General features: G+C 39.1%; 18 protein-coding genes and 1 pseudogene. 4 read left to right on the forward strand and 15 right to left on the reverse strand.

The window, feature by feature from the left end:
* Window positions 1-45: 45 nt before the first annotated feature.
* A complete protein-coding gene (locus tag LQ188_RS18275) occupies window positions 46-1,242 on the forward strand; it encodes a M14 family metallopeptidase (RefSeq protein ID WP_230177670.1) in 1,197 nt (398 codons plus the stop codon).
* Window positions 1,243-1,399: 157 nt separating this feature from the next.
* Here the strand turns inward: LQ188_RS18275 and LQ188_RS18280 are convergent, their stop codons facing one another.
* Both LQ188_RS18280 and LQ188_RS18285 read right to left on the reverse strand, forming a co-directional pair.
* Window positions 1,400-2,353 carry an RNA methyltransferase gene (locus LQ188_RS18280; RefSeq protein ID WP_157831083.1) on the reverse strand — a complete coding sequence of 318 codons (954 nt, stop codon included), beginning with the start codon at window positions 2,351-2,353 and terminating at the stop codon, window positions 1,400-1,402.
* Window positions 2,354-2,517: 164 nt separating this feature from the next.
* Window positions 2,518-3,609, reverse strand: a complete 1,092-nt coding sequence (locus tag LQ188_RS18285) for a CotH kinase family protein (protein ID WP_101224071.1) — start codon at window positions 3,607-3,609, stop codon at window positions 2,518-2,520.
* 228 nt (window positions 3,610-3,837) lie between these two features.
* Between LQ188_RS18285 and LQ188_RS18290 the strand changes: the two genes are divergently transcribed.
* A complete protein-coding gene (locus LQ188_RS18290; protein ID WP_230177671.1) occupies window positions 3,838-4,296 on the forward strand; it encodes a hypothetical protein in 459 nt (152 codons plus the stop codon).
* Window positions 4,297-4,502: 206 nt separating this feature from the next.
* Here the strand turns inward: LQ188_RS18290 and LQ188_RS18295 are convergent, their stop codons facing one another.
* The 3 genes from LQ188_RS18295 to LQ188_RS18305 are packed head-to-tail and all read right to left on the reverse strand — an operon-like array spanning window position 4,503 to window position 7,245.
* The gene (locus tag LQ188_RS18295) at window positions 4,503-4,814 is read right to left on the reverse strand and encodes a DUF3870 domain-containing protein (protein WP_048682993.1); all 312 of its coding nucleotides are present in this window, start codon (window positions 4,812-4,814) and stop codon (window positions 4,503-4,505) included.
* 23 nt (window positions 4,815-4,837) lie between these two features.
* Window positions 4,838-6,043, reverse strand: a complete 1,206-nt coding sequence (locus tag LQ188_RS18300) for an acyl-CoA dehydrogenase family protein (RefSeq protein WP_101224431.1) — start codon at window positions 6,041-6,043, stop codon at window positions 4,838-4,840.
* A gap of 14 nt (window positions 6,044-6,057) precedes the next feature.
* On the reverse strand, window positions 6,058-7,245 hold the full coding sequence (locus LQ188_RS18305) for a CoA transferase (protein ID WP_230177673.1): 1,188 nt from the start codon (window positions 7,243-7,245) through the stop codon (window positions 6,058-6,060).
* 447 nt (window positions 7,246-7,692) lie between these two features.
* On the opposite strand from LQ188_RS18305, the gene LQ188_RS18310 reads away from it, so the two are divergent.
* Window positions 7,693-8,631: a bifunctional oligoribonuclease/PAP phosphatase NrnA gene (locus LQ188_RS18310; protein WP_230177674.1), complete on the forward strand. Its 939-nt coding sequence runs from the start codon at window positions 7,693-7,695 to the stop codon at window positions 8,629-8,631.
* Between the two features lie 134 nt (window positions 8,632-8,765).
* Here the strand turns inward: LQ188_RS18310 and LQ188_RS18315 are convergent, their stop codons facing one another.
* From LQ188_RS18315 to LQ188_RS18330, 4 genes are all read right to left on the reverse strand, one after another.
* A complete protein-coding gene (locus tag LQ188_RS18315) occupies window positions 8,766-9,782 on the reverse strand; it encodes an aliphatic sulfonate ABC transporter substrate-binding protein (RefSeq protein WP_230177675.1) in 1,017 nt (338 codons plus the stop codon).
* 41 nt (window positions 9,783-9,823) lie between these two features.
* Entirely contained in the window at window positions 9,824-10,576 is a 753-nt protein-coding gene (locus LQ188_RS18320) for an ABC transporter permease (RefSeq protein ID WP_101224076.1), read from the reverse strand.
* Window positions 10,509-11,351 (reverse strand): ABC transporter ATP-binding protein, encoded by an 843-nt coding sequence (locus tag LQ188_RS18325; RefSeq protein ID WP_101224077.1) that lies wholly within the window; start codon window positions 11,349-11,351, stop codon window positions 10,509-10,511. The genes LQ188_RS18320 and LQ188_RS18325 overlap by 68 nt, the downstream gene beginning before the upstream one ends.
* Window positions 11,352-11,621: 270 nt before the next feature.
* Window positions 11,622-13,724 carry a YhgE/Pip domain-containing protein gene (locus LQ188_RS18330; RefSeq protein WP_230177676.1) on the reverse strand — a complete coding sequence of 701 codons (2,103 nt, stop codon included), beginning with the start codon at window positions 13,722-13,724 and terminating at the stop codon, window positions 11,622-11,624.
* Between the two features lie 310 nt (window positions 13,725-14,034).
* Between LQ188_RS18330 and LQ188_RS18335 the strand changes: the two genes are divergently transcribed.
* Complete coding sequence (locus tag LQ188_RS18335; protein WP_230177677.1) at window positions 14,035-14,724, forward strand: DUF421 domain-containing protein; 690 nt, start codon at window positions 14,035-14,037, stop codon at window positions 14,722-14,724.
* Window positions 14,725-14,902: 178 nt separating this feature from the next.
* Here LQ188_RS18335 and LQ188_RS18340 read toward each other — a convergent pair whose 3' ends face one another.
* The 6 genes and pseudogenes from LQ188_RS18340 to LQ188_RS18365 form a co-directional block, all read right to left on the reverse strand.
* Entirely contained in the window at window positions 14,903-15,427 is a 525-nt protein-coding gene (locus LQ188_RS18340) for a type 1 glutamine amidotransferase domain-containing protein (protein WP_230177678.1), read from the reverse strand.
* A gap of 109 nt (window positions 15,428-15,536) precedes the next feature.
* On the reverse strand, window positions 15,537-16,274 hold the full coding sequence (gene truA / locus LQ188_RS18345; RefSeq protein ID WP_101224081.1) for a tRNA pseudouridine(38-40) synthase TruA: 738 nt from the start codon (window positions 16,272-16,274) through the stop codon (window positions 15,537-15,539).
* Between the two features lie 754 nt (window positions 16,275-17,028).
* Window positions 17,029-17,718: a 4'-phosphopantetheinyl transferase superfamily protein gene (locus LQ188_RS18350; protein ID WP_230177679.1), complete on the reverse strand. Its 690-nt coding sequence runs from the start codon at window positions 17,716-17,718 to the stop codon at window positions 17,029-17,031.
* Window positions 17,719-17,802: 84 nt separating this feature from the next.
* A complete protein-coding gene (locus tag LQ188_RS18355) occupies window positions 17,803-18,540 on the reverse strand; it encodes an alpha/beta fold hydrolase (RefSeq protein ID WP_230177680.1) in 738 nt (245 codons plus the stop codon).
* Window positions 18,541-18,624: 84 nt separating this feature from the next.
* Window positions 18,625-19,941, reverse strand: coding sequence for an MFS transporter (locus tag LQ188_RS18360; RefSeq protein WP_230177682.1), 1,317 nt, complete (start codon window positions 19,939-19,941; stop codon window positions 18,625-18,627).
* A 109-nt stretch (window positions 19,942-20,050) separates the two neighbouring features.
* Window positions 20,051-20,310, reverse strand: a pseudogene (locus tag LQ188_RS18365) (ABC transporter ATP-binding protein); the annotation flags it as partial.

Below are 20,310 nucleotides of genomic sequence, written 5' to 3' on the forward strand. Positions count from 1 at the left end.
ATTTATTATCTGAATATTAAATATTTTCAGAATAGGGGATTTGATGTGAAAAGAAAATTTTTAAAGGTTTTAAGTTCAACAGTAGTAGCCGCAACTTTACTTGGCCCAAATTTCAGCTTAGCTGAAAGAGGACCAAATCCGACAGGTGGAACGAATCTTTCTACCGAAGCATTCCTTAATTATGACGAACTTGTAAAAGAATTAAATCAACTTGAGCAAGCGAGTGCAGGGAAAGTCAATGTCGAAGTGGCCGGAAAAACGAATCAGGGCCGTTCCATTCAAAAAGTGACTGTCGGTCATGGTGACAAAGTCGTTCTTATTCAAAGTGAAATTCATGGAAATGAAAAAACAGGAACTGTCGCGTTATTGAACATTCTTAAAAACCTTGGTCAAAGTAACTCACCTGGGGTAAAGAAAGTACTTGATGAACTAACAATTGTTGCCATTCCAATGATGAACGTAGACGGCTCAGAGCTTGATCGTCGTGGAAATGAGATGAAATGGTCTGAAGTTGTAGGTAAATTCCCCCAACTTTCTAATGCAAAACCTACTTGGAACTATTACACTACTCCCAGATCAGGAGACGACTATGCTAGCAAACCGGGATTTGATGTTAATCGTGACTTCAATCCAGACCTAAATTATGTACCAAAGCCTCAAGACTTCCCGGGGGCATCTGAAAAGCCAGGCTGGTTTATTACCCCCGAAGCGCAAACGCTACGTGACACATATAAAGGGTTAAAATCGAAATTCGGGAAAGTGGATGTTTTTATCGATCTTCATCACCAGGGATTCCCATATATCGAAGGAACTGATGAGCGTGCAACTATGTCAATATCAGGAAAATTCGTTCCTAACCCAAGCACTCCAGAAGGTGCTAAATATGAAGAGTATGCAGATAATTTCAAATATGATTTCTCTCGTCAGTTGACACTTACTGCGTATAATGCACTGCAAGCAAAAGGGAATTCAGTTTTTACAAATATTTCATTATATGATCAATCTATTGACCTGCCAGGAACTGCTTTAGGGACGTTTGCTTTAAACGGAAGTGGGACGGTTCTATTTGAAGTTAGTGGTCAAACACAAAACTTTGGGCAAAAAAAGAATGGCCAGCTCGTAAAAACGGTTGAAACGGGGCTAATGGGTATTATCAATGGTGTAACAGATGGATCGGTTCATAATCTTAATCCATCAGACTATGAAAAAATTCCTGAAAGTTCATCTACACCCGGAATCTAGTCAATTTTGAAACTTAATTGTAAAGGGGGGCTTGTCCGCCATCTGGCACCGGTTGAATATCGAAGCCAGATGGAAGCAAAGCCCTTTTTATTTGTCTAATTGACAGGGGTAAGTCCATATCCAATTAAAGATTTCAGCCTTTTCTTGCTGAAGATACTCACACGCACACGACAATCTCTCTGGAAAAAATGCCTTTCCTGGCAACACAGCGATCGGCGATCTCAAATCCTGCTTCTTCAATCATATGATCCATCGTGTCGATCGTTACGACGACGACCTTGTCAGCAAAGCCCCTGGCATGTTTAAGGATCGATAGCTGATCTTCCGGCGTCGCATGTGTATATAAATTATAGGGCATATCGATAATCGCTACATCATATTTACTTGTGACCTCCGAAATCGGACCTGTAGTTACATCACCTTCGAGTCCGAAATAAGCAATGTTCTCCCTGGAACCGTCGGTAACAAGCGGATTGATATCCCGGCCGACAATATTGATTCCCATCGACAATGCTTCTACCAATACCGTTCCAATTCCGCAACATGGATCAATTGCCTTCACCCCATCCGGATGCGGAACGGCTATGTTGGCAATGGCCCTCGCCACTCTTGTGCTAAGCGCTGTTGAATATTCACGGGGCTTTTTCATATGTTTTAACCAAACCGCTTCAGGTTTGACATACTTCCCGAAATACCAACGTCCGCCAAGGGTCACGATTCCAAAGACCTGATCAGGATTGCGTACATCGGCATTTCCCTGAATGTGCCAGCCAATCTCCCGTTCAATTTCACGCTGTCCATCATAATCTATTTTTGCTTCTTTATTCAAATCGTTAATTTTCACGAATAATACTTTGAACGTCGAATCAGGCAAATGGATATCCTTCACTTGCTCAACGATTTCGGATATGCTCTCCCCTTCAAACATCACTTCGACCCGCCCTTTTATGAAAGGGCTCCTGCTCGGTTCAATTGCTATATCACTTTTCAAAATATCCCCTGAAGTCTCAAAGCCAAAGAACGAGCGCATCTCCATTTTAGATAATGAGCGTTCGTCAGGGGTGCATGTAAACGTATATATATATGCCGGTTTGCGGCTATGATTAGTCAATCCATTCCCATCCTTCATTACTTTAGATTATCTCTTTCTATCAAACATAGCTGTAATAGTATAGAAAAGCAAATGGAATCGTGCAGTAAAAAGCAGGAATGCTTATCATTCAACATTCCTGCTGTTATATTTTTCATTGTTCCATCACTAGCGGATAGGAATTATTAATCCAATTTATACAGCCGGCTATTTATATACTTTGCACGCGCCTCAATGAATTTCAGGATGAATTCGGGCTCATTATCAAATTTCACAATATCCCCCTTGATATATGGATCTTTTGTAATATATGGTCTTATTTGATCATGCATTTCCTGAATGATAGGTTTCATATAGCCCACGTTAAATTGATTGTTCAAAATCTCCTTAAGAAGTTCTTGGTATCGGACACGAAAACCCCTTACATCAAGGATTCTAGCAGTCAATGTATTGAACCCCTCGATTCCCACATAATCCTCTTCCATCACTCTCCCGTTAACATCCCTGCCCCATGTCGCATCATAATCCCATGGAATCATTTCAAAGAGTCCAGTTTCTCCATTTCGATACAAGGCATAGTTATGAACGAACCCATCATAGTTTTGTGTGAATATGACACCGGCCAGCCAGCGCAGGTATTTTTCGACATCGACATATTTTACAATTTCCTTTTCAAATTCCACTCTTGAAATTGTATTGATTTGAAGAATTAGCTCTTGTAAATATAATTCATCTTTTTCTGTTCCGCATTTTTTTTGATAGCCCATCTCCAATGATTTTTTGATTCCTTTATCCAAATCGCTCATCAATGAGAAATTGGCATCACCATCCACTGCATAGAAAATGGACCCCTGTGGCAGACCCCTTTTCTTCAAATAATATTCATCCACCGATTCCAATTCCAGGTATATCCCTTCGTCTTTTCCGTTCAGGTTCAGAAAAACGAACTGGGAGTTCGGTGATAAGGTTCCTATATCCGAAAAAAAGTCTAAAGATAATTTATTTCTTAATAAAGATTTATCTTTATATTCGGCATTTAAATGAACTTCCTTGGCACTCTTAAAAGTATTAGGTTTATAAAAGACTACATTATAGGATTTTTTGCGAAAACCACGGATATGAGAGCCACGGTAAACAATATCAATATCAAGTTTTTTTCTGTTAAGTGTTAACTTTGCCGGTAAAGGATCATTGCACCATATATCTCTGCGAAGTTCCATTAAATTAACTGGTGAAATAAAAAGCTGGTACACAGGCAGCTTCTGGTCAGAATCCATATAACCCTTCCCTTCACTTTCACTTTCATATTAAATTATGAAAAAAAGCGAGGGGTGTCACCAAATACAAATTTTATTAAAAATTGTGCTATTATCTCTGGCATATTACGTACAAACGCATAGTTTACGAATAGAAAGGAGGATATATAAATATGTCTGACATCATTCGAAATATACAAAATGCGGTGGATAGAGCCAATTCCTTCGGGTTAGGCGATTTCATGTATAATGACCCATGTTCAAAAGGCCGTTCTTCACGAAAAAACAACAATAATAGGCAAACTTCCCGTAGAAGCACTAAACGTTACACGAGCAGGAATCGGTCCACTTCCGGCACGCAAAGACGCTCTTGCTGGAAACGGAGATCTACATGCAGCACACAAAGGCGCACTAGCAGGAGGAGGTCCACTTGCAGCACACAAAGGCGCACTAGCAGGAGGAGGTCCACTTGCCGTACGCAAAGGCGCACTAGCAGGAGGAGGTCCACTTGCCGTACGCAAAGGCGCACTAGCAGGAGGAGGTCCACTTGCCGTACGCAAAGGCGTACTAGCAGGAGGAGGTCCACTTGCAGCAGACAACGGCGCTCCAACAGAAACCGGTGTTCGTCCAACCACTGCAGTTGGCTTTGCGGCAATAACTTTCGCAATAAACGGAAAAGGTGCTTCTAGTTTCATGGTACCGTTTTAATGTACAACTAATATTTTTTACTGGATTATTAAGCTTTACTTTAAAGTCCAATTTCTATAAAAAAACACAAACTCGTCCTATAGGTAGGGGCGAGTTTTGTGTTTTTAAAATTATCACGATCGTTAAATCCAGTCAAATGTCCCTTTCCTTAAACAATAAAAAAGGATCCTACCCTTTTACATACGGTAGGATCCTTCAAGTTTCGCTTATTTAACGGAGACCAATTCGAACTGTGCATACACATCCTTCAGCCCTGCTTGAATGGCTTGACCAGCCTTCCCACGATAATGCATTTGCACACGATCAATCAATTCTTCGATACCATCTTTCAGGCAATAACCGCGCAGCAGCTGACGAATGAATTCCCTTCCATGTTCTGTAGCAAGTGTACATGAAGCCTCGACTATTACTCCATATTTAAAGTCAAGCTCTACCGTGATGGTGATGGAATCATATATATTTCTCGCTGCCATCCCTTGTGGAAGCTTTGCATGCCCTGCAATAAAGTATGTGTTCATCATCTGATCTCCTCTATCTATAGTTAATGTACGGAAACCTGCTCGAAGGGCCATGCAGGCAATTGCTTACGAAGCTCTTTATCTTGTCTGTAGCCAAGTGCGTATTCACCCTGCATTACAGTATGAATCTCACGGGTTCCTTCATAAATGACCGGAGCTTTTGAATTCCGCAGAAAACGTTCCACTGGATATTCATCCGAGTAGCCATAGGCACCATGAATTTGAACAGCATCATTGGCAGCTTCGTTTGCAGCATTACATGATATCCACTTGGCAAGCGATGTTTCCTTCGTATTCCTTTTTCCTTGATTTTTTAAGGTACCCGCTTTAAAAACGAGCAATCTGGAAATCTCTAAATTTGCGGTCATCTTGGCAATCATCTGTTGAACGAGCTGATGCTTGCCAATCTCTTTTCCGAATGTGCTTCTTTCATGGCAATACTTCAAGCTTGCTTCAAGGCTTGCTTCTATTAACCCTACAGCACCTGCGGCCACTGTAAACCGGCCGCTGTCCAATGCCGACATGGAAATTTTAAAGCCCTCACCTTCTTCACCAAGCCTATTCTCCACTGGAACTTTTACATCCGTTAAAAAGATTTCGCCTGTATTCCCGGCACGAATTCCCAATTTCCCTTTAATGGCTTTCGACTCCACTCCCTCGAAAGTCCGTTCCACAATAAAAGCAGTGATGCCCCTTGAACCGGCATCATGATCCGTCTTGGCGAAGATAAGGAAATGATCTGCATAATCACAGAGCGAAATCCATGTTTTAGACCCGTTCAAGATATAGTGGTCCCCAACACGTTTTGCCGTTGATTTCATTGCAGCAACATCAGACCCTGCATTCGGTTCAGTCAGACCAAAAGCACCTATCTTGATCCCCTTTGCCTGCGGTACTAAATATTTCTGTTTTTGTTCTTCCGTCCCCCATTGCAGCAGGGTCATGCTATTCAACCCTGTATGTACCGAAACTGCAGTACGGTAAGCCGTATCGCCTCGCTCCAGCTCTTCACAAACGATGGCCAGGGTATTATAATCCATTCCGACCCCGCCATACTCTTCTGGTATACAAACGCCCATCAACTGCAATTCCGCTAATCTTTTTAAAATATGTGGCTGGAATTGACCTTGCCTATCCCACTCTTGAATGTAAGGGATAATTTCCTTATCGACAAATTTCCTTACCACTTTCTTCACGCTTTGCTGCTCTTCTGTTAATTCGAAATTCATCATTAAAATTCCTCCTAAATAATTTTATTTTCTTTGAATTTGCTTATTTGGTCTGGACTATATCCAATATCAGCCAAAATGGAATCGGTGTGCTCACCATAGAGCGGCGGATGCTTTCTCATCGTAACCGGCGTTTTTGAAAGGTTCAGGGGCGATCCCGTCACTCTAAGCTCTTCGATTGTGGGATGCTCCATGCTCACCAACATGCCTCTTGCGATGATTTGCGGATCCTCGAACATCTCTGCTATATCATTGATTGGACCATTGGGTATCCCTGCATCATCAAACAGCCTTTTCCATTCCTTCTTTGTCTTTCCTTTCAACAAATCCTCTATTATCGGTATTAAGACTTCCTTGTTTTGCAAACGTTTTTCATTATGCTTAAACTGTTCCTGCTGGGCTAAATCAGGTCTGCCTATAACGGTTGAAAACCTTCTGAACTGATCATCATTTCCTACTGCAACGACAAGCTCTCCATCGCTTGTCCGGAATGTCTGGTATGGAACGATATTGGGATGCTGGTTACCCATTCTTTCAGGGGTCAAGCCACTGAATAAATAGTTGCTGGCGACATTCACCAATGAAGAAACCTGACAATCCATTAACGAAATATCAATTTCCTGACCTTCCCCCGCTTTATCCCTATGATGTAAAGCGGATAAAATGCCAATGCATGTATACAAGCCCGTCAATATGTCAGCTATGGCCACCCCGACCTTCACGGGACTCCCATCTTTTGCTCCTGTGATGCTCATCAAACCACTCATCGCTTGAATGATATAGTCATAGCCAGGCAAATCCTTATAAGGTCCTGTTAAACCAAATCCCGTAATCGAGGCCAAGATCAGTTTGGGGTTCATTTCCTTTAAATCCTCATAACCTAACCCCATTTTTTCCAATGTGCCCGTCTTGAAATTTTGGATCACTATATCCCCTGAAGCCACTAACTTCCGGAAAATCTCTTTCCCTTGTTCCGACTTTAAATTCAAGGTCATGCTTTGCTTATTTCGATTGGCACATAAATAGTAAGCGCTTTCTCCTTGGGCGAATGGCGGACCCCATCCTCTTGTTTCATCACCTGATTCATGATGCTCGATTTTAACAACATCGGCACCCAAATCACCGAGAATCATTGAACAAAACGGCCCCGCCAAAACACGGGATACATCGATAATCCTGACTCCCTCCAAAGCTCCATTCATATCATCACCCCTTTCAAACTGTCGGGATACACAAAAAAGAGCCAGTAAAACCAACAATGTCATTACATTGAATGTTTCACTGACCCTTATCCACGAACTGTCTTCCTGCAAAGGAAGATCAAGTGAACCAAGTCAATTTTTATAGATTCCAGTTTTATAACAAGCCGGCCATGCAACAAGGTAACTTGTTGTCATCGGTTTGGTAAATTAAGTATAGTTCCATTTTTTGAATTTTGCAATAATTTTTCATCGGTGTTTTTATTACTTCCTCTGAAATACTTTGTAGCATACCTCCCGTTAATATAAAAATACTTCCAGTAGTAATCGGAATTGCCTTTATTCGTGAGGCATGTGATGATTGAATATGCATAGCTGTCAATATTTGAATTATACATAAATATCAATTATCGCTCGCTAGACTAGGAAAAATGAAAGGGAGATGGCGATATGGACAATAAAAAAGCGGAAATAATCGAAGCGATCAAGAAATACCACACAATCATCATTCATCGCCATGTTAATCCGGATCCGGATGCATTGGGATCACAAATCGGTTTAAAGAGGCTATTGAAGCATTCCTACCCTTCTAAAGAAGTCTTTGCGGTAGGCGAAGAAGTGGATAAGCTTCTATTCATTGGTGATATGGATGTCATTTCCGATAACAAATACAAAGGTGCCTTAGTGATTGTTTGTGATACGGCCAACATTTCACGGATCAGTGATTCCCGCTACTATCAAGGGGACATGCTGATCAAAATTGACCACCACCCTGAATATGAACAATTCGGTGATCTTTCTTGGGTTGACCCTTCCTATAGCTCCGCAAGTGAAATGCTTGTTGATTTATTCTTGGAATTTCCAGTGGGCTTTGTCATGAATAAAGAAGCGGCTAAATCATTTTATGCAGGAATACTTAGTGATACAGGGAATTTCATGAATGGGAATACCACTCCGCGGACATTAAAGATGGTTTCACATTTAAGAACTTATAATATTCAGCCAGAAAGAATTCATAACAGTCTTAATGTAAAGGAAAAAAGCGCTTCAAGACTTCAAAAAGACATCCTCATGAGCTTCAAGGTAACCGATAAAGGAGTAGCTTACTTCATTATTACGGAGGAACTTTTAAATATGTATGACGTGGATCGACTCGAAGCTTCGAATTTAGTCAATACACTATCAAGTGTCAGGGGCAATAAAATCTGGGCTTTCTTCATCGAATATCCTTCTGAAATCCGTGTCAGGATACGTTCACGGAATATTCCCATCGCTTCAGTCGCACGTCAATTCAATGGAGGAGGACATTCACTGGCTTCAGGAGCTACCATCCATTCCTGGGAAGAGGTTGATCATGTTATCCAAGCATTGGATCAAGTCTGTCCATAACAGGGAGTTCATGACCTGCGATGTTTATATTCAGGAATATTTACCCAGTTCAATTAAAAAGGATTAATTGGCCTATGCCGGATTACAAAAAAAGCGCCAAAGCCAGGATGACTGAGGCGCTTGCTTGTTTCAATTTATTTGGACACTTCTTGAAGAATTGATAAATCGATCATGCCTTTTATATCATTGCTAGGGATATAACCAGCTTCTTTGCTTATGTCGGCCATTTCCTGAATGACTTGCTCATTAACTTCGGTTGTCACTTCAAGGCGTGAAAATGCTGAAGCGACTTCTTCTTTACTTAATTCTTTTCCAGTCAGTTCCTTCAAATGCTTAATAACCAGTTCTTGGCTTTCTTCAGGGTTGTCTTGTATAAACTTCACCGCTTTTTCATGCGCTTTCAAATAGGAAGCAGCGAGCCCCTTTCTATCCAAGAACTTCTGGCTTGCAGCCACTACCGTGTTAGGTGAATCTTTCCCCCATGCAAATTGATCCCAGTCAAGCAGTAACTTTCCTTTTGCCTGGTTTTCCAATACATAACCCCAAGGTTCCTGGGTTGCTGCTGCATCGACTGATTTTTGGACAAAAAGGGCGGTTGTGTCTGCAGGTGCTGCCGCATACAGCTCAACTGTGCCCCCATTTGTAGTCGGTTTTAAGTCAACATCTTGAAGGGCCTTCCTAAGCATGACATCCTGTGTGCTTCCAATGACGGGAATCGCTACCTTTTTACCGCCCAAATCTTTTAAATCCGTAACCTTGCTGCCCTCGCTAGCAACAAGTACGGCACCTCCATTAACAGCCCCGGAGATCAAGTGGTATTCAGGGTTTTTTACGTAAAAGTTAAGCAATGGACCAGGACCGACCGTTCCGACATCAATGGCGTTTGTAGCCATTGCTTCCATGAATAATCCGCCATTGGCTACTGTTTTGGTTTCAATCTTAACATCTTTACCAAACTCTTCTTCGAAAAAGCCTTTTTCAAGTGCAATGATCGTTGCACTGTGGGTTAAGTTAGGAAAATACCCAATTTTCACGGGTTTCCCCCCGGAGCCTTCTCCTTCTTCATCATTACTGCTGGATTGAGTGCATCCGCTTACTATTCCGATTAACAATACAGACAGTACAAAGGCAAAAAATGATTTTTTCAGCATATCTTTCTCTCCTTTTTAACTATTATTTTATTAAACTACCGTTACTTCACTCCCCATTTCAGTTGAACATTACGTTCAAGACGGGAGAAGACGACATTATCCACGATTGTTCCGATGATAGCGATGATGATCATAACGGAGATGACCAAATCCATTTGTCCCAGTGATCTGCCCATTTCCAGCAATTGTCCAAGACCGCCTCCCCCGCCAAGTAATTCACCGGCCATCAATGCACGCCAGGAAAAGGCCCATGCGATTCGGAGACCGGATATTATTTGCGGAACGGATGCTGGTAAAATCACGGTGCGAAGAAAATGAAACCCAGTCGATCCATATGTTTTTGCAACCCGCTGATACAACTGTGGTACATTCCGGAAGCCACTCGTTGCATTAACCGTCATCGTCCAAGTTGCGCCGATGGTGACGATGAAGAGGATCGAAAAATCATTCAATCCAAACCAAATGATCGCTAAAGGGAACCACACGATACTCGGGATGGACTGTAAAGCCGTCACGACGAATCCTAAAGTGTCTTCGACCAATTTAAAGCGCCAAATGAAATATCCTAATATCAGACCTACTATAATGGCAATCATAAAGCCGATCAGGATACGGCCAAGGCTTTTTCCGATGGCTTCGGTTATTTGTCCGCTCATCAGTCCATTAAACAGAGTTTCCAAAACCTGAGTCAGGCTTGGGAACATGAAATCCGGAAGACTGGAAAGTCTAGATGTGACTTCCCATATCCCCGCTATCATCGCGATGAATATGATTCGTCTTAAAGCTGTAATCATTCCCCATTTCCTCCTTCAGCACTTTTTCAATTTCCTCCTGCAAAATCGATAGAACCCTTTGTTCTGTATGCAAAGTTACACTATCCGGCATAACTCCATCTTTCATGGAAGGGACGGAAATCGTCTCTTTGATTTTCCCTGGACGGGTTGCAAAGACGATGATTTTTTCGGAAAGCTGAACAGCCTCACGAATATTATGGGTAACGAAAAAGATCGTCACTTTAGTTTTTCTCCAGATTTCGAGCAGCTCTTTATGCAAGACCATCCTCGTTTGCTCATCAAGCGCGGAGAATGGCTCATCCATCAACAGGATATCCGGTTCCATCACCAATGCTCTTGCGATGGCTACCCTCTGTTTCATGCCCCCTGAGAGTTGATGTGGATAGGAGTCAACATATCGGCTGAGGTGAACCATCTTTAAAATGTCCAATGCCTTGGCCTTAGCTTCTTCATTTGGAATTTTCTTTAACTTCAATCCGTATGTAACATTTTCAAGTACCGTCAACCAAGGAAATAATCCCGCCTCTTGAAACACTACAACCCGTTCCGGACCTGGCTTCACCACTTTTTTCCCAGCTACACGTATTTCACCTGTATCTGCCTTATCAAGTCCGGCAATCAGATAAAGGAGCGTGGATTTCCCACATCCTGAAGGGCCGACGATCGAAACGAAGCTTCCTTTCTCGACTTCTATGTTTATCTTATCGAGCACCTTTATGCTTTCTTTCTTTTCATTCTTAAAACTTTTTTCAATGCCATCTATTGTTAAATACATAAAGTCACCCCACTTTTATATCGCATCGATTTACTAAACATTATTTCTTAATAATGATTAATCCAATGGTTTTTGTCAACTATAAAAATGCAAAAATTCTAATTTATCGGTATCTTTTTATTCAATTGTCGATGTATTGATAAATATTCCAGACTTACACAAAAATACAAATGAATAAATCCCAATCAGCAAATATAAAAACCTGAGCCCTTTGTAAGGGTTCAGGCTAATTTTAATATCCATTTTTTCACCTACACTCTTTCGATGACCTTAAAAAATCCTGCTTCCATACAATTTATCCTTCATCTTTTGTGTCCTTGCATGCAGAGGCTTTTTCAAAATGACACCTAAGATGAGTGTGAATATTAAAAAGAGAATCAGGATAAAAATGTCCTTGCCAGCTACGCTCCAAGTTATTCCCCCAACAGATTCACGAAGTAAACCCACAGCATAGGTGAACGGCAAGTACGGGTTAATATGCTGAAAAAAGGGCGGTGTGACCTGAATCGGGAAAGTGCCTCCTGAACTTGATATTTGAAGGACCATCAATACGACGCTTATCCCTTTTCCAACATTTCCAAGAACGGAAACGAAGGTGTAGACAATGAGTGTAAATACTGTACTTATCAGAACAGAAAACAGGATGTACTCAAATTTATCCGCTACATATACATCGATCAGGATGATATTCCCAATGGAAACACTAAGAGCCTGCATTACCCCAATGATGAAAAATATAAGATACCGCCCGATATAAATTTGATACGGGCTGTAGACCTTTTGAGAAACACCCACGCTAAGCATGGAAATCAATATTGTACCACCGACCCAAAGGGAAAGTGCCGTAAAGAAAGGAGACATGGCGGATCCATAGTTCGGAATCGGAAAGAGACTGTGTTTATTGAGCAGCACTGGTTCTGAAAAAAATTCACTTTCTTGTTCAATATCATTCCTTAGGAAATCGATCACTTCTTCCATATTATAAGACTTATCGAATTCCCTCATTTTAGAAGCTAGAGCCTTTATTTTCGTTTCGATTTCCGGAAACTTATTCTGTAACTTATCGATATCCCCTGTACGTGTTTCCAATGTTCGATTGGTCTCATTCAATAGCGTCCTAACCTCAGGAAGAACCTTCGCTCCCTCCTCCATCGTAATCTGGACACTATTCAATATTGCTTCTGTTTCAGTCCAGATTTCAGTGAATTTTGGCCCTGTTTCCTTTGAATAGCTCTCCTGGAATCTTGCCAAGACTTGATCATTGTTCCCGCCAAGTTCTATAAGTTTGCCGAAGGATCGGTTATTCAGCGCTTGAAGTTGGTTCGAAGCATTATCCCTTAGTTCATCAACCAGCTGTATTTCTGGCTGAAGCAAGTTTTGCTCATTAAATTGATTGACCCTCACCAATAAATTATACATACTGTCCAAAAGGTACAACTCTTTATTTATCCTCGTTACCCCTTGTTCCACTAGCTGATCATACTCATTGCCAGGCAAATCCTGACCCGTTAACCGGTTCGCCAGCACTATAACGGAATCATTATCGCTCCTGATGTTCGCAATATCATTTTTCAAAAGGGGACTGATTCCTTCGAATGCCTGCCTTGTTGAATCTACATAACTAGAAACGTCCGATACCAATTTGTCCTTCTGCGATGTTATTCCTTCTATCGAATCCAGGCCATCATTAACCTTCTTAATAATATCTTCAGCCTTTTTGACATGTGTTTGAACGGTTTTGATATTTTGCTCGAGCTCAGGCAGTTCACCCTCTAATAAATACACCATATTCTTCATTTTTTGAATCGTCGGCAACTCGTTTTGCAAGGTGATTCCGAGTTCATTAAAGATTGCAAGGATACTCCCACTGGCTGATTTGATAAAGGTTTTGCTCACATTGTCCACAATGCTGTTGGCACCCGCTGCCGTTATTTTAGGAGCAATGGAATTGATCTTTTCATTAACATAGTAATCAATTTCCGCCTTCTTAGGGTCATCGGTCATGATCGTCGCAATATGTTCGGAAAAGTTCTCCGGTATGATGATGGAAGCATAGTAATCCCCCTTTTCCACCTTTTCTATCGCTTCTTTTTCCGATGTGAATCTCCAGCCTAGATCCTTATTTTCCTTTAACCCTTCCATTACTTCCTTGCCTATGTTCACGGCTTCGCCATTTAAATCCGCACCTTTATCATTATTGGCAACACCGACAAGGATTCCTTCCGTATTTGCATACGGGTCCCAAGATGCGACAATATTGAACCACGCATAAATGGAAGGGATGAACATGAGAAAAACAACTACGATACATACAAAGAAATTTTTATAAATGCTTTTTAAATCGTCTTTGAAAATTTCCTGAATATTTCTCAAAACATACCCCCGTGCAAAAGTATTTTGATACTATTATTCGAAGAAATTTCTTTAACGATACAAGTAAACATATCCATCGATTTTTTCAGACCAAATAAAAAGAAGCAAGTAACGAACTGCTTGCTTCCTGAGATTTCACGAATCTTGAATACCTGGTTTAAAAATAAAGCTATCAATTTATGTAAGATGGGCTCCCAATTCAAGGACGGTTTCTTGTCTTTTTCCTTTTTGAGTTACAGAATAAACGGCAAGATGTAAGAACATACTACCACAAACGAATTGTCGGGAGTTTTGCAAGGGAGAAATTGTCATGTCAGAATCTGTTGAAATCATCTTTCGAACCTTGACGTCTTTTATTTTATTATGGGTATTTGTCCATCTCCTTGGTAAACAGACGATTGCCCAGAGGACCTATCACCTTTATATCGCTTCAATTACGATGGGGACAATTGCAGGGAATCTAGCATTCAATATAAAAATCAAATTCCTGTATTTTATCATTGCAATTATTGTTATGGGTACCATCGTATATATGCTGAATCTTCTATCGATTCGAAATCCACGCTTCGGGAAATGGATCGCTGGAGAACCTGCTACCTTAATTCAAAAAGGACAAATTCTCGAAGAGTCAATGGAACGAATGGGATATTCACTGGATTCTCTTAAACAGGGTTTGCGAGGAAAAGATATCTTCAACATTGAAGAAGTGGAATGTGCCATTTTAGAAACAAATGGCTCCCTCTCAGTATTAAAGAAAGAACAATACCAAAATGCCGCCAAGCAGGATTTACCTTTACTGCCCTCAGCAACAGTACCGATAGAACTGGTCCATGATGGAAAGATTCTTTATGAAAACTTATCAAAACACCCCTACGATTACGAATCGTTAATGGCAGAACTCAAAAAAAGAAACCTTGCTGTTTTTGATATCTCGTATGCTGTCGTAGGAACAAAAGGAAATTTGTATATTGACTTGATTAAGGATCAATCAACGGAATAATCTTTTGGTTTTCAGTAAGCATCAAATATCTTAACAATATCGACCCATATCATGATTGACCGTGTTTCATAAAATTAAACTGGATTAAATAAGTGAAGATACTCCTTTTCATTTTAATATTTCATAAATAAAAAGTGGTTTTTCCAAAAGGAAAAACCACTTTTTCAGCCTATTATATTTAACTCTTTTCGATCACGTTTATCAATTCCCTTAAATAATCCGGTAGATCAGGCGGACGCCTGCTTGATACAAGGTTTCCATCTACTACGACGGGCTTATCTATCCAAGTTGCCCCGGCATTTTCCATATCATCTTTAATGCCCGGTGTACTCGTTACATTCTTCCCCTGTAAAATTTTAGCGGAGATCAATACCCAACCAGCATGACAAATTTGGCCAATTGGTTTTTTACTTTCTTCCATGCTTTGGATAAGTGATATCACTTCAGGAAAACGGCGAATTTTGTCAGGTGCCCAACCGCCCGGTACAAGAATGGCATCATATTCTTCAGCTTTAATACTGCCATACCCATAATCGGATATGGCTGGTACACCATATTTTCCAATGTATGTTTCATTCGCATTTTCTCCGGCGAGGTGAACAATCGCTCCTTCTTCTTTTAATCGTAAAATCGGATACCAGAGCTCTAAATCCTCAAAATCATGGTGCACAAGACTGATTATTTTCTTTCCTGCTAATCTCATGAAACCCTCTCCTTCTTTCGTTCTATTGCTTTACCATTCTTCCCTATTACTTCCCTTTTTCTACTGCCTGTACACTTTACATGCAATAACCGATGCATCAATATTTGACCTAAAAATCAACCTTGACCAAGTACAACCCAGCTGCCTCCGCCATACGGCCCGTTTGGATTCTTTCTTTTGACTCTAAAATACTCGGTATATTTTCAGCATCTATTTCATTTAACCCTACTTCTATCAACGTCCCGACAATCTTCCTAACCATATTATAAAGAAATCCATCGCCTCGCACAGTAATTTGGATGAAGCCGGCATTTTCTTCTATATCAATGGAATATATCTCACGCACCATGGATTTTTTCTTGGACTTTGCATTTGAAAAAGCAGTGAAATCATGTTCACCTATAAAAAATTGACATGCTTTTTTCATTCTAGTGATATCCAGCTTTTCCTCTACATGCATACTGTACTTTCTCATGAAAGGATTTGTGTATGGCTCGTTCCAGATCTTATACAAATAGGTTTTATCCTTAGCATTATAACGGGCATGAAAACGATCAGGAACTAGCGTAACATCGACAATGCTGATATCTCGGGGTAAATATCTATTTAAATAATTCATGATTTCTGCTTCAGTCAGATTTTCACCGAGCTTAAAATTGGCGATTTGAGCAAGGGCATGTACACCTGCATCCGTTCTGCTGCATCCGATGATTTCAATTTTTTCCCCTGCCATTTCCGTTAATACATTTTCTATTTTCCCTTGAATCGTATCATCACTATTACCTAGTCGTTGCCAGCCCTTATAGCGCCCGCCATCATATTGAATGGTCAATTTATAATTGTTCATTGCGTCCTCCTTATTTTATTCCTGTAAAGTCATCTAAACAGAAAATTCTCGATAAAATACAAGCCCCCATACAACTCCTGCTGTATGAGGGAACAGATGGTCCTTTCTTAGAAACATTTAAATTGTTAAGTTGTTAATGGTTTTGTAACTGCTCCACTAGTCTACAGAGTAAAAGGAGTTCCATTTTAAGGGTTCGTTTAAGATACACCCCCACAGCCTCATGGACCATGATTTATGTAAAGATCCTGCAGCTCATCCATGCGATTCCATAGTAAATCCTAGCAATCAAACTAAAAAAGCACTTCTGCATAGTGTACCAAAGTGGCTAACGTCATGCAACGAACGAGCCGGCGTCACAAATCCAGTTTCCGTGCAATGCAGAATCACACAGGAATAATAAATGGAAATCAAAAAAATAAAAAGGCCCAAACCCTTGTTATATCAAGGATTTGAGCCTTTGGCAGTTGATGATCTGTGTGGGATTCGACCCACGACCCCTTCCCTGTCAATCTTGTTGAGCAAAATCAAACTAGTTTAACTGAGTTAAATAAGTCTAGAAAATGTTGATATATCATGGTTTGTTTTAGGGTCAACATTAGATTAGTTAAATAAGTTTAACTCAAAAAAATAAGTATGTTAGCAAATAGTGAGAAGGTGTTCTGCTTTACTCTATTTAGCTTATGCTGAATGGTACATTAATATGGACCTTTTCAAGGTATTCATTCTATTTGTTAAAAGATGTTTCTGTTACATACTATCCTATAATTTCAGACACCAAGTCCTCTAAATTCATTTGCTTTATTTCGGAAGGGAAATGATCATGGCGTGCGCAAACAGCTAACTTATAAAAGGAATCGATCGAATACTGTTTAAAATAAAAGGAGGTATCATTACATTCTGATTTAATACCAATAGTACTATTATTAGAATCCATAATTATTGAAAATGAATTTAGAGGAATCGATAAACCTAGTCCTACAGCCTTGATATAGCTCTCCTTTAAAGTCCATATATCAAAAAATCTTGACCGTTGCTGATCTTTTAATGAGAAAATATAATCACATTCCCTTTTCGTGAAAAATTGGCAGGCAATTTGTATATCGATTAATTTTTCTTTTTCTATATCAATACCAATTTGATTTCCATCAACTGCACAAACAACCCAATCTTCAGAATGGCTTAAATTAAATTTAAAATTCTCTACATCAGATAAGTAGGGTTTGCCATAAGTATTTGTAGCAAAATTATATTTGTAGTCATTTCGAACATTCTTTTTTTTAATAATACTGCGAATTAACATCTCCGCAACAATACCTCTCATAGAATCTTCAAATCTCTTAAATTGTCTAAGCTTACTTTGCTTTTCTAATGGCAAGAGCCGCAATAATTGCTCGTACGTTGAAAAACATAATGGATTTAAGAGATTAACAGCAAAAATTTCCATTATCAAACACCAACATCTTAGTTAATATATTATATTTCAAGAAGCAATATATATCCTATAACCATTCCGCTTTTATCCATTTTTTTATTTATTTATACTGAGCTGTTCTATATTTATTGAAATACTAGTAAGTACATTATTAATTTGATCAACAACTTCTTCTGTATGTTCATTAATAAAAAAATGCCCGCCTTTAAATGGATAGAAACGACAATTACTTTTTGTGACCTCTTGCCATCCTGATAAGTCCTCCCATGAAACTGCTCTATCATCAGTTCCGCTAAATACGGACACATCACATTCTAGGTAATCATCCGTACGATCAAATTTATATGTTTCAACCATTTTAAAATCTGCCCTTAGAATAGGGATAAATAAGGAAGCTAATTCTTTATTTTTGAATACAGCTTCATTTGTCCCATTATAGTTTAAAATATGCTTTATAAATTCACCTTCAGGTAAATTATAACAATTCAACCCTTTTAATTTGACTTGTGGGCCCTGTTTACCCGAAAAAAATATATGAACAGGTGACGGATATCCTTCCTGCTTTATTTTTTTACAAAGTTCATAAGTAATAAGGGCACCCATACTATGACCAAATAAAGCATAAGGGGGTTTAATTTGATCCTTTATTTCTTTAAAAATATTTCTGACAATATCAGGAATATTATCGATAAGGGATTCATTCATTCTAGATCCTCTTCCGGGTAATTCCACTTGTTTAAGCTCAATTAAGGGATTGACTAGTTTTTTCCACCTTGAATAAACTGCTGCTGACCCCCCTGCATAAGGAATACAAAAAAGCTTTACCTTATTCAATTTCCTCTCCCCTTTCTGTTTTTTTTGATTGACACATTCATAAGATTTATCTACATAAATCTTATGAATGTATAGGAATGCTACTTAAATGGCCTTTAATGCTTTCATTCTACTCATCATAATGGTAAGTACCACCATAATAACTCCGCATACCATTGGTAATAACCATGGAGATACTATATCTACTAAAGCTCCTCCAATAACTGCACCTACTGGAGTTAACCCTGTAACAAAGGTTAAGATGACACTTCTTACTCTGCCTAACATTTCATTTGGCACCTTTTTTTGTAGTGTTACAAAAAAAGGTATGTTATATGAAACTGAACATATAGCAAGAATAATAAATAATATGATCGAAATGATAAAATAAGAAATGGTATCAAGAGTAATGATTAAATCACATGTCAAAATTCCAGTAAAAAGCATTCCAACGGAAGAGACTGCTATACAGCTCATGATCCTTTTATAATTACTGTTATTCTCAGGTAATAAAAGCGTTATAACTGTACCAACAAGCATACCTAAAGGAAAAACCGACTCTAATACACCTAGTTGACTAGATGATAATTCCCAGACATTCACAGCTATATAAGGCACCGTTACTGTAATTCCAATTATAAAAAACATATTAAAAAACACTGTAAAACTTCCCAATACGACTAACCATGTCTGTGATCTGATATAGGATATTCCTTCTTTTAAATCTTCAAAAAAGGTGTTTTTTACACCATCATCATTGTCTTTATTCCCTTTTTTATCAATACCATATATTTTATCCTTAACCTTAAAATCTAGTAAATGATCCATTAAACCTGCAAAAATAAAAGATAGTCCATTGAATAATAAAAACAGTCTAATATCAATTAAAGCAAAAGCGACTCCACCAATACTAGGTCCTGCAATGTTTGCAATGGATAATACAGCTTGATTGAGAGAAGTAACTTTCGTTAATCTTTTTTCATCTACCAAATTTGGAATCGAAGCTTCCATTGGTGTTTCAGAAAAAATAGTACATGTTGCTATTAAAAAAGTTGATAGATATATATATATTAATCTCAAGCTATCGAAACTGCTTAATACAAATAAAGCAATAACAACAATTCCGCATAATAGATCCATTATTACAATCATCTTTTTCCTATCAACTCTATCCGCAACAACACCTGAGATCGGCCCAAATATAATTTTTGGTATCGTTCCTAATGCTATCGTTATGGAAAAATACAATCCTGAGCCTGTCGTACTTAAAATATACAGCCCCATTGCAAAACTATAAATGCTGCTTCCGAATATTGAAACTACCTGGCCCAGAATAAGCATAAATATATTCTTTTTAACCATTCGATTGATACTTTTTTCATCTGTAATTGCAATGATTTCATTTTGGAATGCCTTTTCCATATATTACTCATCGTCCTTATAACAAAAGTATCAAGTATGACACTCCGTTTTTATTTTTATACCTATTATCTCCATATTCTCTGTTCGAATTATTTAGTTTTACTACTAACTACCAATTTTTATCATTTAAAAACTTGTACACATCTTCCTCCCTTTCTTTCAAATTGTCTTCTCCAAATGGATCTAAATTCAATTCTCCATCGATTCTTCCATCTTTTAAATATATGATCCTATTTCCTCTCGTTGCTGCTTTGAGGTCATGCGTTACCATGACAATACTTTGTCCTTCGTTATTCAGTTGTGTTAGGATATCTAAAACAACCGTTCCCACGGATGAATTCAAAGCTCCTGTCGGCTCATCCGCAAAAA

Source organism: Peribacillus sp. Bi134, from assembly GCF_918698065.1.
GTDB lineage: Bacteria > Bacillota > Bacilli > Bacillales > DSM-1321 > Peribacillus.